The organism is Pseudonocardia sp. NPDC049154 (assembly GCF_040648315.1).
Taxonomy (GTDB): Bacteria; Actinomycetota; Actinomycetes; order Mycobacteriales; family Pseudonocardiaceae; genus Pseudonocardia.
Window position 1 is genome coordinate 5188 of the sequence record NZ_JBEZDN010000089.1, and the last position, 19627, is coordinate 24814.

16 protein-coding genes and 2 pseudogenes are annotated in these 19627 nt (G+C 71.6%); 15 read left to right on the plus strand and 3 right to left on the minus strand.

Features of this window, described 5'->3' with window-relative positions:
* Positions 1–144: 144 nt before the first annotated feature.
* The gene (locus AB0B41_RS30630) at positions 145–1350 is read right to left on the minus strand and encodes an ABC transporter substrate-binding protein (protein ID WP_358209485.1); all 1206 of its coding nucleotides are present in this window, start codon (positions 1348–1350) and stop codon (positions 145–147) included.
* 404 nt (positions 1351–1754) lie between these two features.
* Between AB0B41_RS30630 and AB0B41_RS30635 the strand changes: the two genes are divergently transcribed.
* The 8 genes and pseudogenes from AB0B41_RS30635 (at position 1755) to AB0B41_RS30670 (ending at position 10039) form a co-directional block, all read left to right on the plus strand.
* The gene (locus AB0B41_RS30635; RefSeq protein WP_358209487.1) at positions 1755–2327 is read left to right on the plus strand and encodes a DoxX family protein; all 573 of its coding nucleotides are present in this window, start codon (positions 1755–1757) and stop codon (positions 2325–2327) included.
* A gap of 80 nt (positions 2328–2407) precedes the next feature.
* Positions 2408–2782, plus strand: a complete 375-nt coding sequence (locus AB0B41_RS30640) for an alcohol dehydrogenase catalytic domain-containing protein (protein WP_358209488.1) — start codon at positions 2408–2410, stop codon at positions 2780–2782.
* Between the two features lie 95 nt (positions 2783–2877).
* Positions 2878–3134, plus strand: a pseudogene (locus AB0B41_RS30645) (FAD-dependent oxidoreductase); the annotation flags it as partial.
* 117 nt (positions 3135–3251) lie between these two features.
* Positions 3252–3535: pseudogene (locus tag AB0B41_RS30650) on the plus strand (FAD-dependent oxidoreductase).
* Between the two features lie 1236 nt (positions 3536–4771).
* Positions 4772–5884 (plus strand): extracellular solute-binding protein, encoded by a 1113-nt coding sequence (locus tag AB0B41_RS30655; RefSeq protein WP_358209490.1) that lies wholly within the window; start codon positions 4772–4774, stop codon positions 5882–5884.
* 81 nt (positions 5885–5965) lie between these two features.
* On the plus strand, positions 5966–7681 hold the full coding sequence (locus AB0B41_RS30660) for an ABC transporter permease subunit (protein ID WP_358209492.1): 1716 nt from the start codon (positions 5966–5968) through the stop codon (positions 7679–7681).
* 31 nt (positions 7682–7712) lie between these two features.
* The gene (locus AB0B41_RS30665) at positions 7713–8855 is read left to right on the plus strand and encodes an ABC transporter ATP-binding protein (RefSeq protein ID WP_358209494.1); all 1143 of its coding nucleotides are present in this window, start codon (positions 7713–7715) and stop codon (positions 8853–8855) included.
* A 2-nt stretch (positions 8856–8857) separates the two neighbouring features.
* Complete coding sequence (locus AB0B41_RS30670; RefSeq protein ID WP_358209496.1) at positions 8858–10039, plus strand: CaiB/BaiF CoA-transferase family protein; 1182 nt, start codon at positions 8858–8860, stop codon at positions 10037–10039.
* Positions 10040–10061: 22 nt separating this feature from the next.
* On the opposite strand, the gene AB0B41_RS30675 is transcribed toward AB0B41_RS30670, so the two are convergent.
* Both AB0B41_RS30675 and AB0B41_RS30680 read right to left on the minus strand, forming a co-directional pair.
* Complete coding sequence (locus tag AB0B41_RS30675; protein ID WP_358209498.1) at positions 10062–11288, minus strand: CoA transferase; 1227 nt, start codon at positions 11286–11288, stop codon at positions 10062–10064.
* Between the two features lie 70 nt (positions 11289–11358).
* Positions 11359–12141: an IclR family transcriptional regulator gene (locus AB0B41_RS30680; RefSeq protein WP_358209500.1), complete on the minus strand. Its 783-nt coding sequence runs from the start codon at positions 12139–12141 to the stop codon at positions 11359–11361.
* A 49-nt stretch (positions 12142–12190) separates the two neighbouring features.
* On the opposite strand from AB0B41_RS30680, the gene AB0B41_RS30685 reads away from it, so the two are divergent.
* The 7 genes from AB0B41_RS30685 to AB0B41_RS30715 all read left to right on the plus strand — a co-directional run bounded on the left by AB0B41_RS30685 (position 12191) and on the right by AB0B41_RS30715 (position 19627).
* Positions 12191–13357: a thiolase family protein gene (locus AB0B41_RS30685; protein ID WP_358209502.1), complete on the plus strand. Its 1167-nt coding sequence runs from the start codon at positions 12191–12193 to the stop codon at positions 13355–13357.
* A complete protein-coding gene (locus AB0B41_RS30690; RefSeq protein WP_358209503.1) occupies positions 13354–13752 on the plus strand; it encodes an OB-fold domain-containing protein in 399 nt (132 codons plus the stop codon). Before AB0B41_RS30685 ends, AB0B41_RS30690 begins: the two co-directional genes overlap by 4 nt.
* Positions 13749–14909, plus strand: coding sequence for a CoA transferase (locus tag AB0B41_RS30695; RefSeq protein WP_358209505.1), 1161 nt, complete (start codon positions 13749–13751; stop codon positions 14907–14909). Before AB0B41_RS30690 ends, AB0B41_RS30695 begins: the two co-directional genes overlap by 4 nt.
* Positions 14906–15697: a crotonase/enoyl-CoA hydratase family protein gene (locus AB0B41_RS30700; protein ID WP_358209507.1), complete on the plus strand. Its 792-nt coding sequence runs from the start codon at positions 14906–14908 to the stop codon at positions 15695–15697. Before AB0B41_RS30695 ends, AB0B41_RS30700 begins: the two co-directional genes overlap by 4 nt.
* A gap of 116 nt (positions 15698–15813) precedes the next feature.
* Positions 15814–17535, plus strand: coding sequence for a class I adenylate-forming enzyme family protein (locus AB0B41_RS30705; protein ID WP_358209508.1), 1722 nt, complete (start codon positions 15814–15816; stop codon positions 17533–17535).
* Positions 17532–18434, plus strand: coding sequence for an enoyl-CoA hydratase-related protein (locus tag AB0B41_RS30710; protein WP_358209510.1), 903 nt, complete (start codon positions 17532–17534; stop codon positions 18432–18434). The genes AB0B41_RS30705 and AB0B41_RS30710 overlap by 4 nt, the downstream gene beginning before the upstream one ends.
* Positions 18434–19627 carry an acyl-CoA dehydrogenase family protein gene (locus tag AB0B41_RS30715; protein ID WP_358209512.1) on the plus strand — a complete coding sequence of 398 codons (1194 nt, stop codon included), beginning with the start codon at positions 18434–18436 and terminating at the stop codon, positions 19625–19627. The genes AB0B41_RS30710 and AB0B41_RS30715 overlap by 1 nt, the downstream gene beginning before the upstream one ends.

The window sequence follows — 19627 nt, forward strand, 5'->3', positions numbered from 1 at the left end:
GGCGACCTCGGCGTCGGCCGGGGGCGGGCGGGCTGCGGCTGGTCAAGAATCTCGGTTACAATTTGGGGGGGGGGGGGGGGGGCCGGGGCCCCCCCACCACGGAATGCGGGGCGACAGGGCGACCCGTCGTCGGTCGGACGAAGGTCAGGACGGGGCGCCGGAGAGAGCAGCGGTCATGTTGTGCCACTCCGGGCTGTCCAAGTTGATGGTGCCGTTCTTGACCACGTAGGTCAGCGTGTTGCGGTTGAACAGCCGGTTGAGCCCCTGCACGCCGAACTCGGTCGCGGTGGAGAAGGCGCCGAACGGCCCGCTCGCAGGCTGCTGGATCGTGCCCATCGCCTTGAGTGCCGACGCGGCGTCGACGCCCCCCTGGATGGACTTGAGCGTGTCCATCGCGATCGTGGTGCCGGCCCAGGCCTGGACCCCGTAGGGGCCGCGGACCTGCTCCTGCGGGACCCCGGCGGCTGCAGCCTCGGCGTTCATCCGCCGGATCGGTTCGACGTCGTCGGCCCAGGTGTAGGTGGTGCCGATCAGCACCGTGTTCTCGACGACCCCCGCCGGGACCCTCGAGATCACCTGCTGGGGGATCGACGCGGTGCTGGCCCCGAGCAGCGGACGGTTCGGGCTCTGTGCGACCGCGCTGAGGACCTTGGCGGACTCGTTCGGCGGCAGGGCGAGGAAGATGCACTTCGCGCCGCCCGCCTGCACGGACGCGAGGGCGGGCGCGTAGTCCGGCGTGCCCGGGGCGACCCTGGCCTGCGCGACCAACGAGCCGCCGCCGGACCTCACCCCGCGCTCGACGTAGCTGATGTACCCGTTCGAGGAGGCATTGTCGTAGCCGATCGCGCCGACGCTGGTACATCCGCGCTTGGTGAACTCGACCCCGATCGCGGCGCCGGCCGCAGGCGTTCCGCCGAGCAAGGGGAACGACATCGGGTTCACGCCGTCGTCGGGGGACAGGATGGTGTTGCCGGTGTAGGCGATCCCGGCCTGCTCGAGGACCGGCAGGATCGAACCCGCGAAGTTGGTGGACGGCGCCAGGACGAGGTCGACCTCGTCGCTCACGGCCTGGCGGGCGCAGGTGGCCGCCTTGTTGGCGTCCCGCTGGTCGTTGCAGACCTCGAGCTCGACCTGACGTCCGCCGATACCACCGGCGTCGTTCACCGGCTTGATTGCCGCCCGGGCCATGGACTCGATCTCGGGGAAGGCGAAGTCGGGCGACTCCAGCTGACTGATCAGCATCACCTTGATCGGATCGTCGCCGCCCGAGCCGGCGGTGCTGGCGCCACAAGCGGTGAGCAGGGCCAGGGCGGTGGTCGCGGCGAGCGCTCCCCACCACCTCGTACGCATCGACCTGTGCATGGGGACCTCTCCGTCGAGATCTCGTTCGGGACCGTCCGGCACGCGAGACGTGAGCGGGATCGACCAGGCGGATTGACAGGTCGGCGCCTTAGTCCAGCGCTTAGAGCCAACTCAATAGGACGCGGGAAATTATGTCCTCTTCCGGAGCGCCGTCAAGGCCGTGAACCTGGTTTCGGTCCTACTGCCTCGATTCTCGGCCGCTAATCGCGCGCTCCGAGGCTGGTCCTACCGGCGCGTCACGCTGCCTCAGGCCGCTGCCGGACTGGACTCGAGCACTGTCGGGGAGCTACCTTGAAGTATACTCAATGTCGTTCGCGGAGCGGCTGATCCCGCGGCGGCCGTCTCGTAGGGGGCCGCGTCGACGGCGCCACGACCGACTGAACGGAGCTCGGATGAGGAAGCTGGGTGGCGGCCGGGGCAGGCGGGCCGTCGCGGAGCGGTGCCCGTCGGGGGCCGGCGCGAGTGTCGGCGGGCAGGCCGCTCGCCTCCTGCTCCGGCTCGCCGTGGGCGGGACGATGATCGCGCACGGGGTGAAACACGGCCGCACACTCGACGGCACGGCCGGGTGGTTCGGATCGATCGGTTTCCGGCAGCCGCGCATGCAGGCTGTCGCCAGCTCCGTGGTCGAGGTCGGCTCGGGCGCGGCCCTGGTAGCCGGAGCCGCCACGCCGCTCGCGGCCGCGGCGGTGGTCGGCACCATGGGCGTGGCCGCCTACTCCGTTCACCGGCCGAACGGGTTCTTCATCACCGCGGAGGGCTACGAGTACGTCATGAACCTGGCTACGGCTGCGATCGCGATCGCGGGCCTCGGACCCGGTCGCTGGAGCATCGACCGGGTCTGCGGAGCAGATCGGCGCCTCGCCGGAGGAACAGCGGCGACCGCGGTCGCAGCGGGGCTCGGTCTGGCGGCCGCCGCCGCGCAGCTCGCCGCGTTCCATCGGCCCGCCTTGCAGGAGCAGATCTGATGCGTGCGGTCCAGGCCGGCCCCGCCGGGTATTCCCGTCGTCGACGCCCGGAACCGAAAGGAGCGGGAGTCGTCGTGTAGGTGACGTCGTCGGGGATCTGCGGAAGCGACCTGCACCCAGTGGCCGCCAGTGCCGCCAAGGTGACCCTCGGCCAGGAGTTCGGCGGCTGGACCGAGGGCGGCACGCTGGTCGCTGTGCGTCCTCATCTGCACTGTGGTCATTGCCGGTGGTGTGTGTTCGGCGCTGTGCATCTCTGCCCGCGCATTCCGCAGCACTTCCACGGATCGACAGTCGACGGCGGCCTCGCCGAGGGGGTGCTCGTCGCGCCGGACTGTGTGGTCCCGGTACCGGACGGGGGCGATCCCTCGGGCGTCGCGCTGGTCGAGCCGATCGCTGTGGCGTGGCATGCGGTCGCCCGCAGCGCACCGCGCGCGGGGCTTACCTCTCGCTCCTGACCGCGGCCCGGCTCGACGCTCCTGGCCTCGCCGGCGACCCAAGGCGCGGCCGTGACTCCCGGGCCGCCGCCCCGAGCGTTCCACATGACTGCGGGGTGCAGTGCGAAACCGGCCGGTTCCGCGCCGAGCTGCTGCGGCGGGGCGGGCTGACCGCGCCCCTGCGCTACAGCAAGACTTACACAGAGGCGCATGATCCCCTCGTCTGGAAGGAGGTCGCGGACGACCTGCTCGCCGCGGCCAGGGCGCGCGTGCTGCTGCACACCGCGGTGATGGGGGTGCTGCTCGACGGCGACCGGCACCGCGCCGTGGTCCTCGAGTCGACGGCCGGGCGTTCGGTCGTGCGCGCCGCACGGACCATCGACGCCTCGGGCGACGCCGCCGTGATCGCGCGCGCCGGACTCGGCACCTACTTCGGCGACGACGGTGCGATCCAGAACCCCACGATGTTCTCCGCGACTACACCGCGTTCCTGCGCCGGCACGTCCTCGGGTGCGAGGAGGTGTACGTCGTCGACACCGGCACCGAGGCGGGCATCCGGCAGACCCGCAGCATCGTCGGCGTCGAGACCCTCACCAATGGCGACGTCGTCGCGGCCGCAGGCGCGCCGACGGCGTCGTCCGCTCGCCGTGGCCGATCGAGCTGCACGCGGGCGACCGGCCAAAGCTGCACTGGCAGCTCGACGACTACTACGAGGTGCCCTACGCCACCCTCGTCCCCGTGCGGGGCGAGGACGTGATCGCCGCGGGCCGCTGACTGTCCGCCGAGCACGAGGCCCTCGCCTCGGCCCGGGGCACCGCGCAGTGCTTCGAGTACGGCCACGCCGCCGCAGCCGCCACGCTCCTTTTCATTGGAGCAGGGCGTGGACTACCGGGTCGGGTAGACGGCACCCTCGTGCGCGAGTCCATGCAGGAAAGGGGAAGTGCGTTGTGATCGCATGTGCTGTGGGCTGACGGTCCCACAACGAACCGGGAGGCCCCTCGGAGGAAATCACGGCTTGAGTGAGGACTTGCGCGGGCGGGCGGATGTCGCCGAACTGGTGGGACTCGTGCTCCACGGTCACCGGACCCGCGAAGCCCCGCTCCACCAGTTGGCCAGCAGGGCGCGGAAGTCCACCGCGCCCTGTCGAGCGGCGACGGCTCCGGCCCGTGTGCACCGTTCGCGAGTCGCTGCCGCACACTGACACGGGAACACCGTTCCGTCGCGTACTGCGAAAGCAACTCGGCGCTGCACGCGGAGCCGTCGTCCGTCGCCCGAAGCCGCCCGTCGGCCGTGCGCCTCGCAACCTTTAGTTCGTTCATCACGCGCGTGACGCCAGTCATGACACGAAATCACGTTCAAGGGTGCTGCCGAAGGGGCTGGAGAGGGATTCGGCGCGGTCGTTGTGGCTGGTAGAAGGCCTGAGAGGGGAGTGCCGCGCGCTTTACACCCGATAGGTCGCAGGTTCAATCCCTGCCGCGCCCACCCAGTTCAGCACGGCAGTCGTGTTCGGTTTCGTCACGACACGCCGGTGTCGTGATCTCAGTTGTGACTCCAACTCCTTCCGACGCGCTTCAAGGATGCGGTCTTGCCGACGTGAAGTAGTGCCACGACACGCCATCGGACGCGGCGTGTCGGCGCGCAAGGCGCGGGCCCTGGCAGGAGAGGCCAGGTTCTCCCGGGTCGAACGGCGAAGCTGCCCGTAGCTTCTCTCGTTCGGGGACAAGCGGAGGACGAGGGGCCGGCACGCACAGGTGGCAGGCGGCCGACGGCGCCCAGGGAGAGACGTACTCTTCGGATCCAATATTGACGGGAAGACATCCCGTCCTTACGCTCCTGGCTACGTTGCAGGGACGAGCGCAACCAGCAGGCGTTCGCGCCTCGATCCATGAGCACGCCCACCTCGACGGACGAGTTGCTGCATGCTGTCCGGTTCTCCCGGCGTCGATCGTCGGTGTGAACCCCGGTCAGTCGCAGCCGCCGTCCGTGCCCGAACATGAGGAGAAGACGGCATTGAGGCTCTCTCCCCGAAAGCGCGAGTCCGTCGTCCTGGCGGCCCTCGCCGCCGGCGTACTGGCGCTCACCGCTGCCTGCGGGTCCGGCGGTGCGCCGGCCGACGCTGCCGGCTCCGCGATCGACCCGAATGAGGGTGGCGGCCCGGCCTGGCAGGCCGTCGTCGACGCAGCCGTCCAGGAGGGTCAGGTGGTCCTCTACAGCAACTCCGACGGCGTCAACGCCGCCTTCGAAGCAGCGTGGGCGAAGGCCTACCCCGACATCAAGCTCGTCGTCTCGAAGTACACCTCCGGCGAGCTCACGACCAAGCTCGACGCTGAGAAGGGTGGGGGCGTGGTCGGTGCGGACGTCATCACCGTCTCCACCAAGCCCTGGCTCAAGGCGAACCGCGGCGCGCTGGTCGCGTCCACCGGTCCGGCCCTGGAGAAGTACTGGAAGGGCAGCGAGCACGTCTACGCCGACGGGGCGTACGTCCTGGTCGCGGCGACCCCGCTGGGCGCCGGGATCAACACCGAGCAGCTCGCCAAGCTCGGCAACCCCTCGGTGAGGACCTACAAGGACCTGCTCCAGCCGCAGCTCAAGGGCGCGCTCGGGATCGTCCCGGGAACCGGGTCGCCCGCCGCCGAGCAGTGGTGGTACTTCGCCGCCAAGGAGATGGGGGGAGACGCCGCGGTCAACCAGCTCGCGGGCCTGGAGCCCCGGCTGTACACCACGCCCTCCACGATCGCCACCGACATCGCGTCGGGTGAGGTCGCCGTCGGCGCCTACAGCATCAAAGGCACGATCGAGGCGCTCGCCGCCAAGGGTGCGCCGGTCGAGTTCGTGACCCTCGACCCGGTGATCTCGACGCCGGTGACCGCGGCCGTCGTCGGCTGGGCGAAGAACCCCAATGCCGCCCAGGTGTTCCAGAACTGGCTGCTCTCACCCGCAGGCCAGGTCGCGCTCAACGGCAGCGGCTCGCTGCTGACCCCGCTGGCCCTGGCCGACCTGGGCGACGTCCCGACGACGATGCACTCGATCCCGGACGGCGCCACCATCGTCGACGGGGTGCTGAACCCGGAGCAGAAGTCCTGGGTGACCGACCTCTGGAACGCGAAGATGCGGCTGGGCTGACCAGGCCCAGGGAGCCGTGGACGGAGACGTCCGCGGCTCGTCGTCGCCCGTGCCGTGTGACCGTGAGTGAGGAACCCAGACGTGACGCTGACGCAGGAAAGGGCCGCCGCCCCGGGGCCGGCGGACAAGCGGGCCACGGCCCCAGCGAAGGTCACCGGCCGGCAGTGGGCGCTGCTCGCCCTGGTCATGGCCGCGCTGATCCTGTGGCCCTTGATCAAGCTCGAGACGCGGGTCGTCGACGACCTGTCCGGCGCGGTGGACCGGCTGCTCGGCTACCGCGATCTCGGCCGCATCTACCTGAACACCGTGATCATCGCGGTTGGGTCGACGGTCGTCGCGGTGGTGGCCGGGACCGGCCTCGCGTGGTGCATCACGCGGGTGCCCCGGCGGTGGTACAAGGCGATGTCGCTCCTGCCCATCGTGCCTCTGCTGATGCCCTCTGTCGCGAGCGTCCAGGGCTGGTCCTACCTGCTGTCGCCGCGGACCGGGATCATCAACCAGTACCTGCGTGAGTGGCGTATTGGGTCGGGGGACAGCGGGCCGCTGGACGTGTACTCCATGGCCGGCATCATCCTGATGGCCGGGACCATCCTCACCTCCTTCGTCTTCATGTTCGTCAGCGCGAGCCTGCGCCAGCGCGGTGCCGAGCTGGAGGCCGCCGCCGCGGCGTGCGGCGCGTCGCCGGGGCGCACGTTCCTCACGGTCACCCTGCCGATGATGCGACCGGCCCTGGTGTACTCCACCGCGATCGTGCTGCTGCTGGCGCTCGGCCAGTTCACCGTCCCGCTGCTGCTCGGCACACCGGACCGCATCGACGTCGTCAGCACGGCGGTATACAAGGTCTCCGCCGACTACCCGGTCGACTACGCCCTCGGGGGAGCGCTCGCGTTCCCCCTGCTCGTCATCGGGCTCGGGGTGATCCTGATCCAGCGCAACGCACTGCGCGACGAGCGGCGCTACGTGTCCGTCTCCGCCCGGAGCCGGCAGATCGGGCTGAAGGCCTCGGGCTGGGCCCTCGTCCCGATCATCGCCTATCTCGTCGTCGCGGTCGTCCTGCCGCTGTTCGCCCTCGTCTCGGTCTCCCTGTCGCCCTTCTGGTCGGGCCGGATCAAGCCCTCGACGTTCACCCTGGACAACTGGACGGCGGTCTGGAGCAACCAGAACACCGTCGACGCGATCACGACGACGCTCAACGCGCTGCTGCTGACGCTGGCGGTCGTCCTGCCGCTGAGCTACATGATCTCGGTGGCGCTGCTGCAGCGCACCCGGGTCCCCGGCGTCGTCCGCCTGCCCATCGACATCCTCGGCAGCATCGCGCTGTGCATGCCGGTGTCCCTGCTCGGCTTCGCCTTCCTCTTCACCTACTCCGAGCCGCCCTTCATGCTCTACGGCACCACCGCGATGGTCGTCGTCGCCTACGTGACGCTGACGATCCCCTTCGCGATCCGGCCGCAGCTCTCCGCGCTCACGGCGATCGGGCCGGAGTACTCCGAGGCCTCCCGGGTCTCCGGAGCGGGCTCGCTGGGCACGGCCTGGCGGATCACCCTCCCGCTGATCCGCAGCGGTCTGGGGGTGGCCGCGGCCCTCATCACGATCATCGTCGCTCACGAGTTCACCGTGTCCCTGATGGTGACCTCCCCGACCCGGCGGGTCATCGGCTCGCTGCTCTACGACGAGACCGTCAGCGGTACAGCACCGAACGTCGCCGTCCTGTCGCTGCTCATGCTCGCGGTGACGCTGGTCGGCATCGGGATCTCCTGGCTCATCGCCGGCGGCAACACCGTCGACAAGATCTAGCCGCCCACCCTCACAACGCTGGAGCACCGAGTTGAGCGAAGTACGGATCGACGGCCTGATGAAGTGGTTCGGCTCCGCGGGCGTGCGGGCCGTGGACAACCTGAGCCTCACCCTGTCCGAGGGGCAGCTGGTGGTGTTGCTCGGGCCGAGCGGTTGTGGCAAGACGACCCTGCTGCGCTGCGTGGCAGGCCTGGAGACACCGGACGGCGGCACGATCGAGATCGGCGGCTCGCTGATGTTCGGTCGGAACGGCCGCACCCAGGTGCCGACGCACAAGCGGGGCATCGGGATGGTCTTCCAGAACTACGCGCTCTGGCCGCACATGACGGTCGAGCAGAACGTCGCCTACCCCCTGCGAGTGCGCGGGATGAAGAGCCACGAGCGCAGCAGGCAGGCCCGCGAGGCGCTCGCGCTGGTCGAGTGCGAGGCGCTGGCGGATCGCATCCCGTCGGCCATCAGCGGCGGGCAACAGCAGCGCGTCGCGCTGGCCCGCGCGCTCGTAGCCCGTCCGGGCCTGATGCTCTTCGACGAGCCACTGTCCAACCTCGACTACCGGCTGCGGGCGCAGCTGCGTCATCAGCTGCGCGACCTCCACCGCACCCTCGGGTTCACCGGGCTCTACGTCACCCACGACCAGACCGAGGCCATGCAGCTCGGCACCGTGGTCGCGGTCCTCAAGGAGGGCAAGGTGGAGCAGCTGGCCGATCCGGCGAGCCTGTTCTCCCGGCCCGCGAGCGCCTACGTCGCCCGGTTCCTCGGCATCGGCAACCAGCTGGAGCTCGTCCGGGATCCGGACGGACGCTGGGCGGTCGGGGGCGGGGACGTCCGGGTCGACCTGCCCGTCGCGGGTGACCTGCCGGGTACCCACTTCGACCTGTACCTGCGCTCGACCGAGGTGACTCTCGCCGCGCCGGGTTCCGGGCCGGTGGCTCCGGACCTTGGGCGACTCCCGGGCGTGGTCACCGACGTCGTCTACAGCGGTGAGACCAGCGATTGGGTCGTACAAGTCGGGGACACCCGGATTGTGGCCTCCGCCAAGGCCCGGACCTGGCCGTTCGGTCCCGAGGACCGGGTCGACGCGCTGTTCCGGCACTCGACAGCCCTGCTCTACGACCACGACGAGGCGGGGCGGCTCGTGGAGTCCTACGGGCTCCAACCCTCCCTGGTGCCCTGACCGTGGCGGACGCGGCCGGGCCCCTCGCCGGCGTCCGGGTGCTGGACCTCTCCTGGATCGGGGTGGGATGCATCACCACGTGGCTGCTCGCCGAGCTGGGGGCGGACGTCTGGAAGATCGAACCCGTCGACGGCAGCGACAACGCCCGCACCATGGAGCCGCTGGTGCGGGGGATCGGCGTCAACCACCTCGTGTTTGACCGCGGCAAGAAGAGTCTGCCGGTGGACTTCCGGCATCCGGAGGGCAGGCGGGTCTACCTCGCCGTGGCCGATGCCGTAGACGTCGTGGTCGAGGGCATGCGACCTGGGGTGGCCGACCGGCTCGGGGTGGGTGCCGACGCGCTGCGCCCGCGCAATCCCGCGCTGAGCTACGTCACCCTGCCCGGCTACGGCTCGGGAGGCCCACTCTCCGCCCGGGCTGGGCACGACCTGAACTACGCTGCGATGGCGGGCGTGCTGTCGATGGCCCGCCACGAGCACCCGACCCCGGCGCCGGTGCAGGTCGCCGACTGGCTCGCCGCGAGCCTCGCCGCGCTGGCCGCGGTGAGCGGGGTGCACCAGGCCGGTCGGACCCGTCGGGGCGTGGTCGCCGAGTCCTCGTTGTTCGACGGTGCGATGTTCTCGCTGGTCGTCGCGCAGGCACAGGCCCTGATGCTGGGCCGCGAGGTGGGCCCCCAGACCAGCATGCTCAACGGGGAGCTCGCCTGCTACGCCGTCTACCAGTGCGCGGACGGTGAGCCGCTCGCGGTGGCGGCGCTCGAAGAACGCTTCTGGCGGCGGTTCTGCGCGCTCACCGGGATCGACGACGAGGGCGCCCAGCACGACCGCGCCCGACAGGACCGGCTGCGCGCCACCGTCGCCGAGGTGCTGGCGACCCGGACCCGGGCGGAGTGGCTGGCCCTGTTCGGGGAGGAGGACGTCTGCGTGTCGCCGGTGCTCAGCGTGGCCGAGGGCCTGCAGCTGCCGCACGTGCGGGAGCGTGCCGGGGTGACGCGGATGCAGCACCCGGACGGTTCGGTGGTGGAGGCCCCCGCGGCGCCGCTGCGACTCGGACCCCGTGGCGTCGGGGACGTCGCCCGGACGCCTGCGCTGGGGGAGGGGGCCCGCGAGCTGCTCGGCCTCGGGGGGCTCTCGGTCGCCGAGATCGACCGGCTGCACGGGGCAGGCGTCGTGTTCGCCCCGTGAGCCCCACCGCTGCTCGACACCGCTACTCGGCGGCCACGGCCGCCGAGTCCGCGAAGGACACGACGACCCCCGCGGCGAGCAGCTCCTCGATCTCCGCCGCCGCGAAGCCGTGCTCGGCGAGGACATCCGCGGTGTCGGCGCCCGCGAGCGGGGAGACCGAGCGCGGGGAGCCCTCGGGGATGGGGACGGGCCCGGGCAGACCCGGGATCGGCACGGGGGTGTCGAGCCCCGGCTGGGTCAGGTGCTCGAAGAGCCCGAGCTGCTCGACGTGGGGGTCCCGCAGGAAGGTCAGTGAGTCGTTGACCGGCGCGCACATGATCCGATGGGCGTTGAACCGCTCGACCCACTCCGCGGTGGTCCCTCCGAGCAGCAGCTCCGCGACGAGGGCACGCAGCTCCGCCGAGGCGCCGGTGTGCGGCTCGGGGGCCCGCAGCGCGCCGTAGGGGCGGAACCGGTCGGCGACGAGGCGGTTGTCGTCCCCGAGGGCGGCGCGCACCCTGGCCCACTCGGTCTCGTTGAGCGCCGCGAGGAAGATTTCCCCGTCCGCGGTGCGGTAGTTCCCGTAGATCGTCGGCTGGGGGGCGAGCCTGCCGTCGTGGAGCAGCCGCTCGTGCAGGGCGTGCAGGTCCAGCCAGGCCGCCGCCTGGAGCAGGTTCAGGTCGAGGTAGGCGCCCTTCCCGTGGCTCCGCTTGCCGTACAGCGCAACCGAGAGGGCCGAGAAGGTGAACAACGCCGCGGTGAGATCCACCGGGATCGTGATCAGACGGTGCGGACGGTCGAGGAAGGTCCCGTGCTCGGCCATGAGACCTGCGTAAGCTTGCAGGACGGGATCCATCGCCGGACGCTGCGCGTGCGGGCCGGATTGTCCGAAGCCGGACACCGAGGCGTAGACGATTTCCGGGTTCAGCGTGGTGACGTCCTCGTAGGAGAACCCAAGCCGTCCGATGACGCCCGGGCGGTAGGACTCAACGAACACCGAGGCGCCCGCGATGAGGCGGCGCAGGATCTCCGCGCCCCGCTCGGACTTGAGGTCGACGCAGATGCTGCGCTTGCCCATGTTGCCCGAGACCGTGACCCCGGTGTTGCCACCCGGAACCCGTGCGGGGGCGCGCAGCCAGTCCCCACCCGGCGGTTCCACCTTGATCACGGTGGCGCCGTACTGGGCGAGCATCATCGTGGCGAGGGGGCCGGCGATGCCCTGGCTCAGATCGACGACCACCACCCCGGTGAACGGCAGGTCCTGCGTCATGTGGTCTCCCGATGGCCGACGGCCGTATCAGCCTACGAGATGGGATCCATTAAGGTCAATAATGGATTCATCAGAGCGCGCCGTGGGTGTTCAGACGCACGGCTGCGTCGGCCATGACCGCGCGGACGGTCCGCTCGGCGGCGTCGTCGACGGACTGGGAGAACCCCAGCGCGACGACCACGCCCTCCAGCTGTCCCCGCGGGTCCAGGGCGGCGCAGGAGGAGGTGAACACGCCGGGCACGTACTCGTCCCGCGTCACGAGCACGCTGTGCGGTCCCAGCTCGGCGCAGTCGCGCAGATAGGCCTCGCGGTCCGTGGGGGCGCGGTCGGTGACCGCCGGCAGGGTCGCCGGGACGAGCGCCTCTCGCTCCTCCGGGGCGCTAAAGGCGACCCACCATCGGCTGAACGAGACCTCGAACATCGGGAACCGGTTGCCGACGGAGATGTGCACCGTGCTCGGGCCGACGCCGTGCTGTTTGGCCACGTACATCAGCCGGTCCGCCGACGCCCGCTGGATCAGCGCGGCGGTCAGCCCGGTCCGCTCACTGATCTCGACGAGGAACGGACGGGTCCTGGTGAACGAGTCCAGCCCCTCGGCGGCGCGGGATCCGAGGACCGCGGTGAAGAACCCGAGCTGGTAGCGCCGCGTCTCCTCGTCGTGCTGGACCAGCGAGTGCGCCTGCAGTGTGCGCAGGATCCGGAGCGCGGTGCTCTTGGGCAGGTCGAGCGCGGCTGCGATCTCGGACAGGGTGCTGGCCCGTGTGCGGTAGCGGCTGAGCAGCTCCAGGATCCGCGCGGCCGAGTCGACGGCAGGCGAGCCTTGACGCCCGTCCGGCGGCCTTTCTACAGTCACGTTGCGAATGTAGCACACTGTTCCAAATATGAAACAGAGAGGCTCCCGAATGGACGCCGTGATCGTCGGCCTCGGGATCACCGACGTCGGCCGGGTCTACGGCCGCAGTGCACCGGACCTCGCCGCGGACGCCGTGCGTCGCGCGGTCGCGGACGCAGGCCTCACCCTCGCCGACGTCGACGGGTTGCTGGTCAGTTCGGGCACGACGCGGGACGTCGACGTCTCCCTGCAGCGCAGGCTCGGCCGGCGTGACCTGCGGCTGCTGAGTGAGATGCAGGCCTTCGGCGCCACCGCCGGTGTGATGCTGGGCCATGCTGCCGCGGCCGTGACCTGTGGGCTCGCCGACGTGGTGGCCTGCGTCTTCGCCGATGCCCCGCTCCGCGCGGGGGAGTCCGCCGGGGCCGCCTACGCCGCCCGCCGCCGGTACGCGTCGAGCGGCGCCGCCGCCCTGCGCACGGTCGCGGGCGGGAACCCGACGGTCCTGTACGCGCTCGCCGCCCGTCGGCACATGCAGACCTACGGCACCACGAGCGAGCAGTTCGGTGCCGTGGCCGTCGCGCAGCGGGGGTGGGCCGCGCTCAATCCGCTCGCGCAGCGGCGCGAGCCGCTTACCCTGGAGCAGCACCAGGCCTCCCGGTGGATCGCGGAGCCGCTGCACCTGCTCGACTGCTGCCTGGTCTCCAACGGCGGTGCCGCGGTTGTCGTCACCCGGGCGGGCCGGGCGGCCGACCTGGCCCAGCCGCCGGTGCACGTCCTCGGCCTCGGGCAGGGCCACCCCGGCCATCCGGCCGCCCGCGGGTCCGGCTTCGGCCTGACGGCGGGCGCCGCGACCTCCGGACTCGAGGCCCTGCGGCGGGCGGGGCTGCGGGTGGAGGACGTCGACCTGCTCGAGCTCTACGACTGCTACACCTACACCGTCGTCGTCACGCTGGAGGACTACGGCTTCTGCGCTAAAGGCGAGGGCGGGCCCTTCGTCGCCGCAGGCCACACCGCACCCGGTGGCTCACTGCCGGTGAATACCGGCGGCGGCCAGCTCTCCGGGTACTACCTCTGGGGGATGACGCCGCTCACCGAGGCCGTGATCCAGGCCCGTGGCCGGGCGGGCGAGCGCCAGGTCCCGCGCCGCGATGTGGTCATGGTGAGCGGCAACGGCGGCATCCTCGACCACCACTCGACCGTGATCCTTTCCCCGCATCCTCGGGAGGGGCGACGATGACCGTCCCCGGGCCCGCGATCGAGGCCGACGCCGCGACCGCCCCCTTCTTCGCCGCCGCCGCGCAGGACCGGCTGGTGCTCCCGCGCTGCACGTCCTGCGGCGCCTGGCACCCACCGGATGTCGAGACTTGTTGCGGCGCACTGGACTGGGTCGTTGCCGCGGGTCACGGCCACCTCGTGTCGTGGGCCGTTGTGCACGCGGCACCGCACCCGGCCTTCGCCGACGCCCTGCCGTTCCGCACCGCACTGGTCGAGCTGGTCGAGGGCCCGTGGCTCCAGGTCAGGCTCACCGGCGCGGACCCGGTCGAGCCCACGACCGGATCAGCCGTCCGCATCGTCTTCGCGCACCCGGCCGAAGGCGCGTCGTACCCCGTCGGCACCCTGGAGGGACCGTGACCGACCGCCGCCCGATGACCGGGATGCGGGTCCTCGACCTGACGTCCAATGTGGCCGGCCCGCTCGCGGGGCAGGTGCTCGTCGACCTCGGCGCCGAGGTCGTCAAGATCGAACCGCCCACCGGTGAGGCGGGCCGCAACATCCGCTCGACGATCCCCGGTCAGGAGGAGCTGCGGCCGTACTTCCTGCCCCACCACCGGGGCAAGAAGTCGGTAGTGCTCGACCTGCGCAGCGAGGAGGACGTCGCGCGGCTGCTGGCCCTGGCCGACACCGCGGACGTGTTCGTGCAGGGCTTCCGACCCGGGGTCCTCGACCGGCTCGGGCTGGGCGCCGACGTGCTGCGCCGGCGCAACCCCCGCCTCGTGTACGCCTCGCTTTCCGCCTTCTCCGGGGACGGCGCACAACACCGGCGACCGGGGATCGACGCGCTGATCCAGGCCGAGTCCGGCCTGCTCACCGGCCTGGTCGGCGCGGGCGGCGCGCCACTGCTACCTGCGCCGACCGTCGTCGACGCCGGCAGCGGGCACGTGCTGGCGCAGGCGATCCTGGCCGCGCTGCTGGCCCGAGAGCGCCACGGCGAGGGGGACGTCGTCGAGGTCGCCCTCTACGACGTGGCGGTGAGTCTGCAGGCGCCCCACGTCACCCGCCAACTGCACACCGCGCCGGAGCACGCCCACCTGACCGAGACCGGGCGGGCGTCGCTGGCCGTCGCCCCGTCCGGTCCGTTCCGGGCGGCCGACGGCTGGCTGATGCTCTTCGCCTACGTGCCGAAGCACTGGACCCTGCTCACCGAGACCCTCGGTCGTCCCGACCTGCGCACCGACCCCCGGTTCCGCGACCAGGTCGAACGGTCCCGCCATCCGGTCGAGCTGGCCGCCGCACTGGAGGAGGCGTTGGCCGGGCACACCGTGGCCGAGTGGGTGGAGATCCTCACCGCGGCGGGCGTGATGGCCTCGCCGGTCCGCAGCTGGAGCTCGGTGATCCGTTCGGCCGCGTTCGCCGAGGCCGGGTTGGCCGTCACGGTGGGGGAGGGGGACCGCACCGAGCTCGCGGTCCGCACCCCCGCCCGGTACCGCGGGTTCACCCCCGCAGGCACGACACCGACCCCGCTGCTCGGCGAGCACACCAACGAAATGCTTGGTGCGGTGCAGGCGTGAACGAGCGTGCGGACGAACCCTCGACGCGGGGTGACGCGGTACTGGTCGAGGCCGCCGACGGCGTCCTGCTGGTGACGATCAACCGCCCGCAGGTCCGCAACGCCGTGAACCGCGCCGTGGCGGAGGGCGTGGCCGCGGCGATGGACCGGCTCGACGCCGATCCGCGGCTGCGGGCCGGGATCATCACGGGCGCGGGCGGGTTCTTCTGCGCGGGGATGGATCTCCGGTCGTTCGGCGCAGGGGAGCGGCCGACGGTCGAGGGCCGTGGCTTCGCGGGGGTGGTGCAACGGCCTCCCGCCACTCCGCTGATCGCCGCCGTCGAGGGGCCCGCGCTGGGCGGTGGCATGGAGATCGCGCTGGCGTGCGACCTGGTCGTCGCGGCACGGTCCGCGGTCTTCGGCCTGCCGGAGGTGAAACGCGGGCTCATCGCGGCAGGCGGGGGTCTGCTCCGGCTCCCTGCTCGGGTCCCGCACCACCGGGCGATGGAGATCGCGCTGCTGGGAGACCGGTACCCCGCCGCCGAGATGCACCGCTTCGGCATGGTGAACCGCCTCGTCGCGGACGGGGAGGCACTCGTCGTCGCGCGCGACCTCGCCGCCCGGGTCGCCGCGAACGGCCCGCTCGCGGTCGCCGCGACGAAACGGGTCCTTACAGCAGGGTGGTCGGCGGACGCCACCGGGTTCGGCAGGCAGGCGGATCTCGCGGCGCGCGTGCGCGCCTCGGTGGACGCGGCCGAGGGGGCCCGGGCCTTCCTGGAGAAGCGGCCCCCGCTCTGGACAGGACGCTAGATGGGATCCAGTACTACTGGTTTGGTATCCTGTACGATAACATCGGTCACCGAGTGCAGGCAGCCCGCCAGGAGCGCATCGTGGCGCCGCCCGGGCCGCCGCGAAGGAGTCGGCGAGTGAACGAGACCGAACGCCGCGCCGCGATCATCGCCCGGTTGACCGGCGGGGACGGTGAGTTCGCCCTCCGCCACGCGCGCGTCCGGGGCGTCGAGCTGCCCGTCTACGTCCACGCCCCCGCCAGCCTGCGCGAGGTCCTGGCGGGGGGAGGGCGCTGGGGCGAGCGGCTCGCCCTCACCCACGAGGACGAGCACCGCACCTGGGCGGAGCACCAGGATCTCGTGGGCCGGTTCGCCACGCTGCTGGTCGACCGGTACGGGATCCGCAAGGGCGACCGTGTCGCCGTCGCGATGCGGAACTACCCGGAGTGGATCGTGGTCTTCGCGGCGGCGGTGAGCGTCGGTGCCGTCTGCGTGCCCCTCAACGGCTGGTGGACCGGCGCCGAGCTGGCCGGTGCCCTCGCCGACTGCGCCGCCCGGGTGCTGGTCGCGGACCGCGAGCGCGCCGAGGGCGTCCAGGCCCGGCGGGCCGAGCTGCCCGACCTGCTCGCCGTGGTCGAGGTCCGCCCGGGTGCGACCGTGCGCGGGGACGACGAGTGGGTGGCCGTGCTGGCGGGGGAGCACCGCCGGTTCGACCCGGCCACCGTGCCGCTCGACCCGGACGACGACGCCACGATCCTCTACACCTCGGGAACCAGTGGCAGCCCCAAGGGCGCGGTGGCCACCCACCGTGCCCACCTCACGACGCTGATGAACATGCGGGTGCACGCGCTCGTGGAGGCCGAGCTCGCCCGGGCCCGCGGCGAGGCCCCGCCGCCGCCCCCGGAGCGGCCGACGATGCTGGTCACAGGACCGCTGTTCCATGTCGCCTACCTGCCCCGGGTCGTCTCGGCCGCGGTCACCGGGCTGCACCTGGTCCTGATGTACCGCTGGGACCCACGCCGGGCCGTCGAGCTGATCGAACGCGAGCGGGTCGACTCGCTCACCGCCGTCCCGTCCGTCGCCCGGCAGCTGATGGACGAGGTCAAGCGGACCGGCGTGCGGCTGCCATCGCTGCGCACCCTGGCCACCGGTGGCGCGCAGTCCACCGCGGCGCTGGTCGGCCGGATCAAGACCCTGTTCGAGGGTCGCACGGGGACCGGGACCGGGTACGGGCTCACCGAGACCACGGGCGCGATGATGATGATCGGCTCGCGCGACTACTTCCGCCGCCCGCTGTCCGTCGGGCGGCCCTTCCCGACGTCGCAGGTTCGGGTCGTCGGGGCGGACGGCGCGGACGTCGGGACCGACGAGGTCGGTGAGGCCTGGTTCCGCGGCCCGAACGTCGCCCGCGGCTACTGGGGCCAGGACACCGGAGCGTTCGGCCCGGACGGCTGGTTCCGCACCGGCGACCTGGTCCGCCGGGACGCCGAGGGCTTCGTGTTCATCGTGGACCGGATCAAGGACGTCGTGATCCGGGGCGGTGAGAACGTCTACTGCGCCGAGGTGGAGGAACGGCTCGGCGATCACCCGGGCGTCGAGGACGTGTCCGTCGTCGGTGTGCCCCATCCGCTGCTCGGCGAGGAGGTCGCCGCGATCGTGCAGGTCCGGCCGGGTGCGGTGGTGACCGCCGCGGACCTGCGCGACCACGCCGGCCTCCGGCTGGCCCCCTTCAAGATCCCCACCCGGTTCCTCATCGGTCCGGACCCGTTACCGCGCAACGCCGCGGGCAAGGTGCTCAAACGGGAGCTCCGGGCCCGCATCGACCCGCCCGACCCCCTCACCAGATCGGACCGCTCGTGACCACGACAGACACCCCGGCGGCCTACGAGGAGATCCTCTACTCGGTGGCCGACCGGTTGGCGACGATCACCCTGAACGTCCCCGACAAGCGCAACCGGCTCAGCTACCTGATGCGCCGCGAGATCATCCACGCACTACGCACCGCCGAGGCCGACGACGACGTCGCGGTCGTGCTGATCCGGGCCAACGGGCCGTCGTTCAGCGCGGGGTACGACCTGTCGACGGGCCCGAAGACCAGCGGCAAGCAGACCCGGGACTACTACCGCGACGACGGGATCCGGCCCGAACGGTGGGTGGACGCGGCGGAGTTCGACGGCTGGACCGACCAGTGGGCGCGCAGCTGCGTGCGGGACTGGTACACGATCTGGGACCTGCTCAAGCCCGTCGTCGCGATGGTGCACGGGCACTGCCTGGCGGGCGGCACCGAGCTGATGTCGATGTGCGACATCGCCTTCGTGGCCGACGATGCCCGGATCGGCTACCCGCCGATGCGCGGTATGACCAGTCCGGACGTGCCGTACTTCCCGTGGAAGATGACCATGGCACACGCGAAGTACCTGCAGCTCACCGGCAACTCGGTCACCGGCGCCGAGGCCGCCCGGATGGGCTGGGTCGTGAAGTCCTTCCCCGCCGACCGGCTCGAGGAAGAGACGTCGCGCGAGCTGCGCGCGATCTCGTCGATCGCCCCGGCGCTGCTGTCCGCGAACAAGCACTCGGTCAACCAGGCCTACGAGATCCAGGGCATGAAGACCCACTTCGACCAGTCCTGGTCCTGGCACTCGTTCAGTGGCAGTGTCCGGCCCGGGGCGCGCACCTTCCGCGAGAAGCTCGACGAGGGTGGGCTGCAGGCGGCCCTCGACTGGCGCGACGGCGCGTTCCGGGCGGAGGGGTTCATCTGATGGGCGCCACCGCGACCTCCGACGCCGGCCTCGTCCGGGAGCGCACCGCGGAGCTCCTGCGCGACCATCCGCCCGCGCGGACCCCGTGGCGGGACTTCCTGGCGGCCCAGTTCGACGCCGGGCTGGCCTGGGTGCACTTCCCGATCGGGCTGGGTGGGCTGGGCCTCGCGCCGCAGCTGCAGCGCGACGTCGTCCTACGGCTGGCGGAGGCGGGGGCGCCCGACGGCGCCGAGACCAACCGGCTCGGCTATGCGATGGGTGCCCCGACCGTGGTCGCCTGGGGGGACCGGGCGCAGCAGGAGCGCTACCTGCGGCCGCTGTTCGTCGGGGACGAGCGCTGGTGTCAGCTCTTCTCCGAGCCCGGCGCCGGGTCGGACCTCGCGGGTCTGAATACCCGCGCCGTGCGCGACGGCGACGACTGGATCGTCAACGGGCAGAAGGTGTGGAGCTCGATGGCGACCATCTCCGACATCGGGATGCTGATCGTCCGCACGGATCCCGAGCTGCCCAAACACCGCGGCCTGACCTACTTCCTGCTGGACATGCACGCACCGGGCGTCGAGGTGCGGCCACTACGCCAGATGACCGGCGAGGCCGAGTTCAACGAGGTCTACCTAACCGACGTCCGGGTCCCCGACTCCGCGCGCGTCGGTGCGGTGTCGGCGGGCTGGAAGGTCGCGATGACGACGCTCATGGAGGAGCGCGTCCTGTTCAACCGGCAGCGCGACGAGAAGGGGCCCGCCGAGATCGCACTGGACCTCTACCACGGACGCGAGCGGGCCCCGGAGCTGCGCACCCGGATGATCGACCTGTGGATCCGGGCGCGGGTCCAGCGGCTCAACACCGTCCGTGCCGCCGCCAACCGGACGGCGGGCATCCCCGGGCCCGAGGGCTCGATCGGCAAGCTGGTCTACGCCGAGCTGAACCAGGACGCCCTGGAGTTCTGCCTGGACCTGCTCGGTGACGAGAGCCTGCTCTACGACTCCTACGAACCGCACGCCTACACCGAGGAGTCGCTGCGGCGGCGTGACGAGGCCGATCTCCGGCGCCGCTTCCTGCGCTCGCGGGCGCAGACGATCGAGGGCGGCACGTCGGAGATCATGCGCACGATCCTGTCCGACCGGGTGCTCGGCCTGCCGCCGGAACCGCGCAGCGACAAGCACCTCCCCTTCTCCCAGATCCCACGGGGCTGA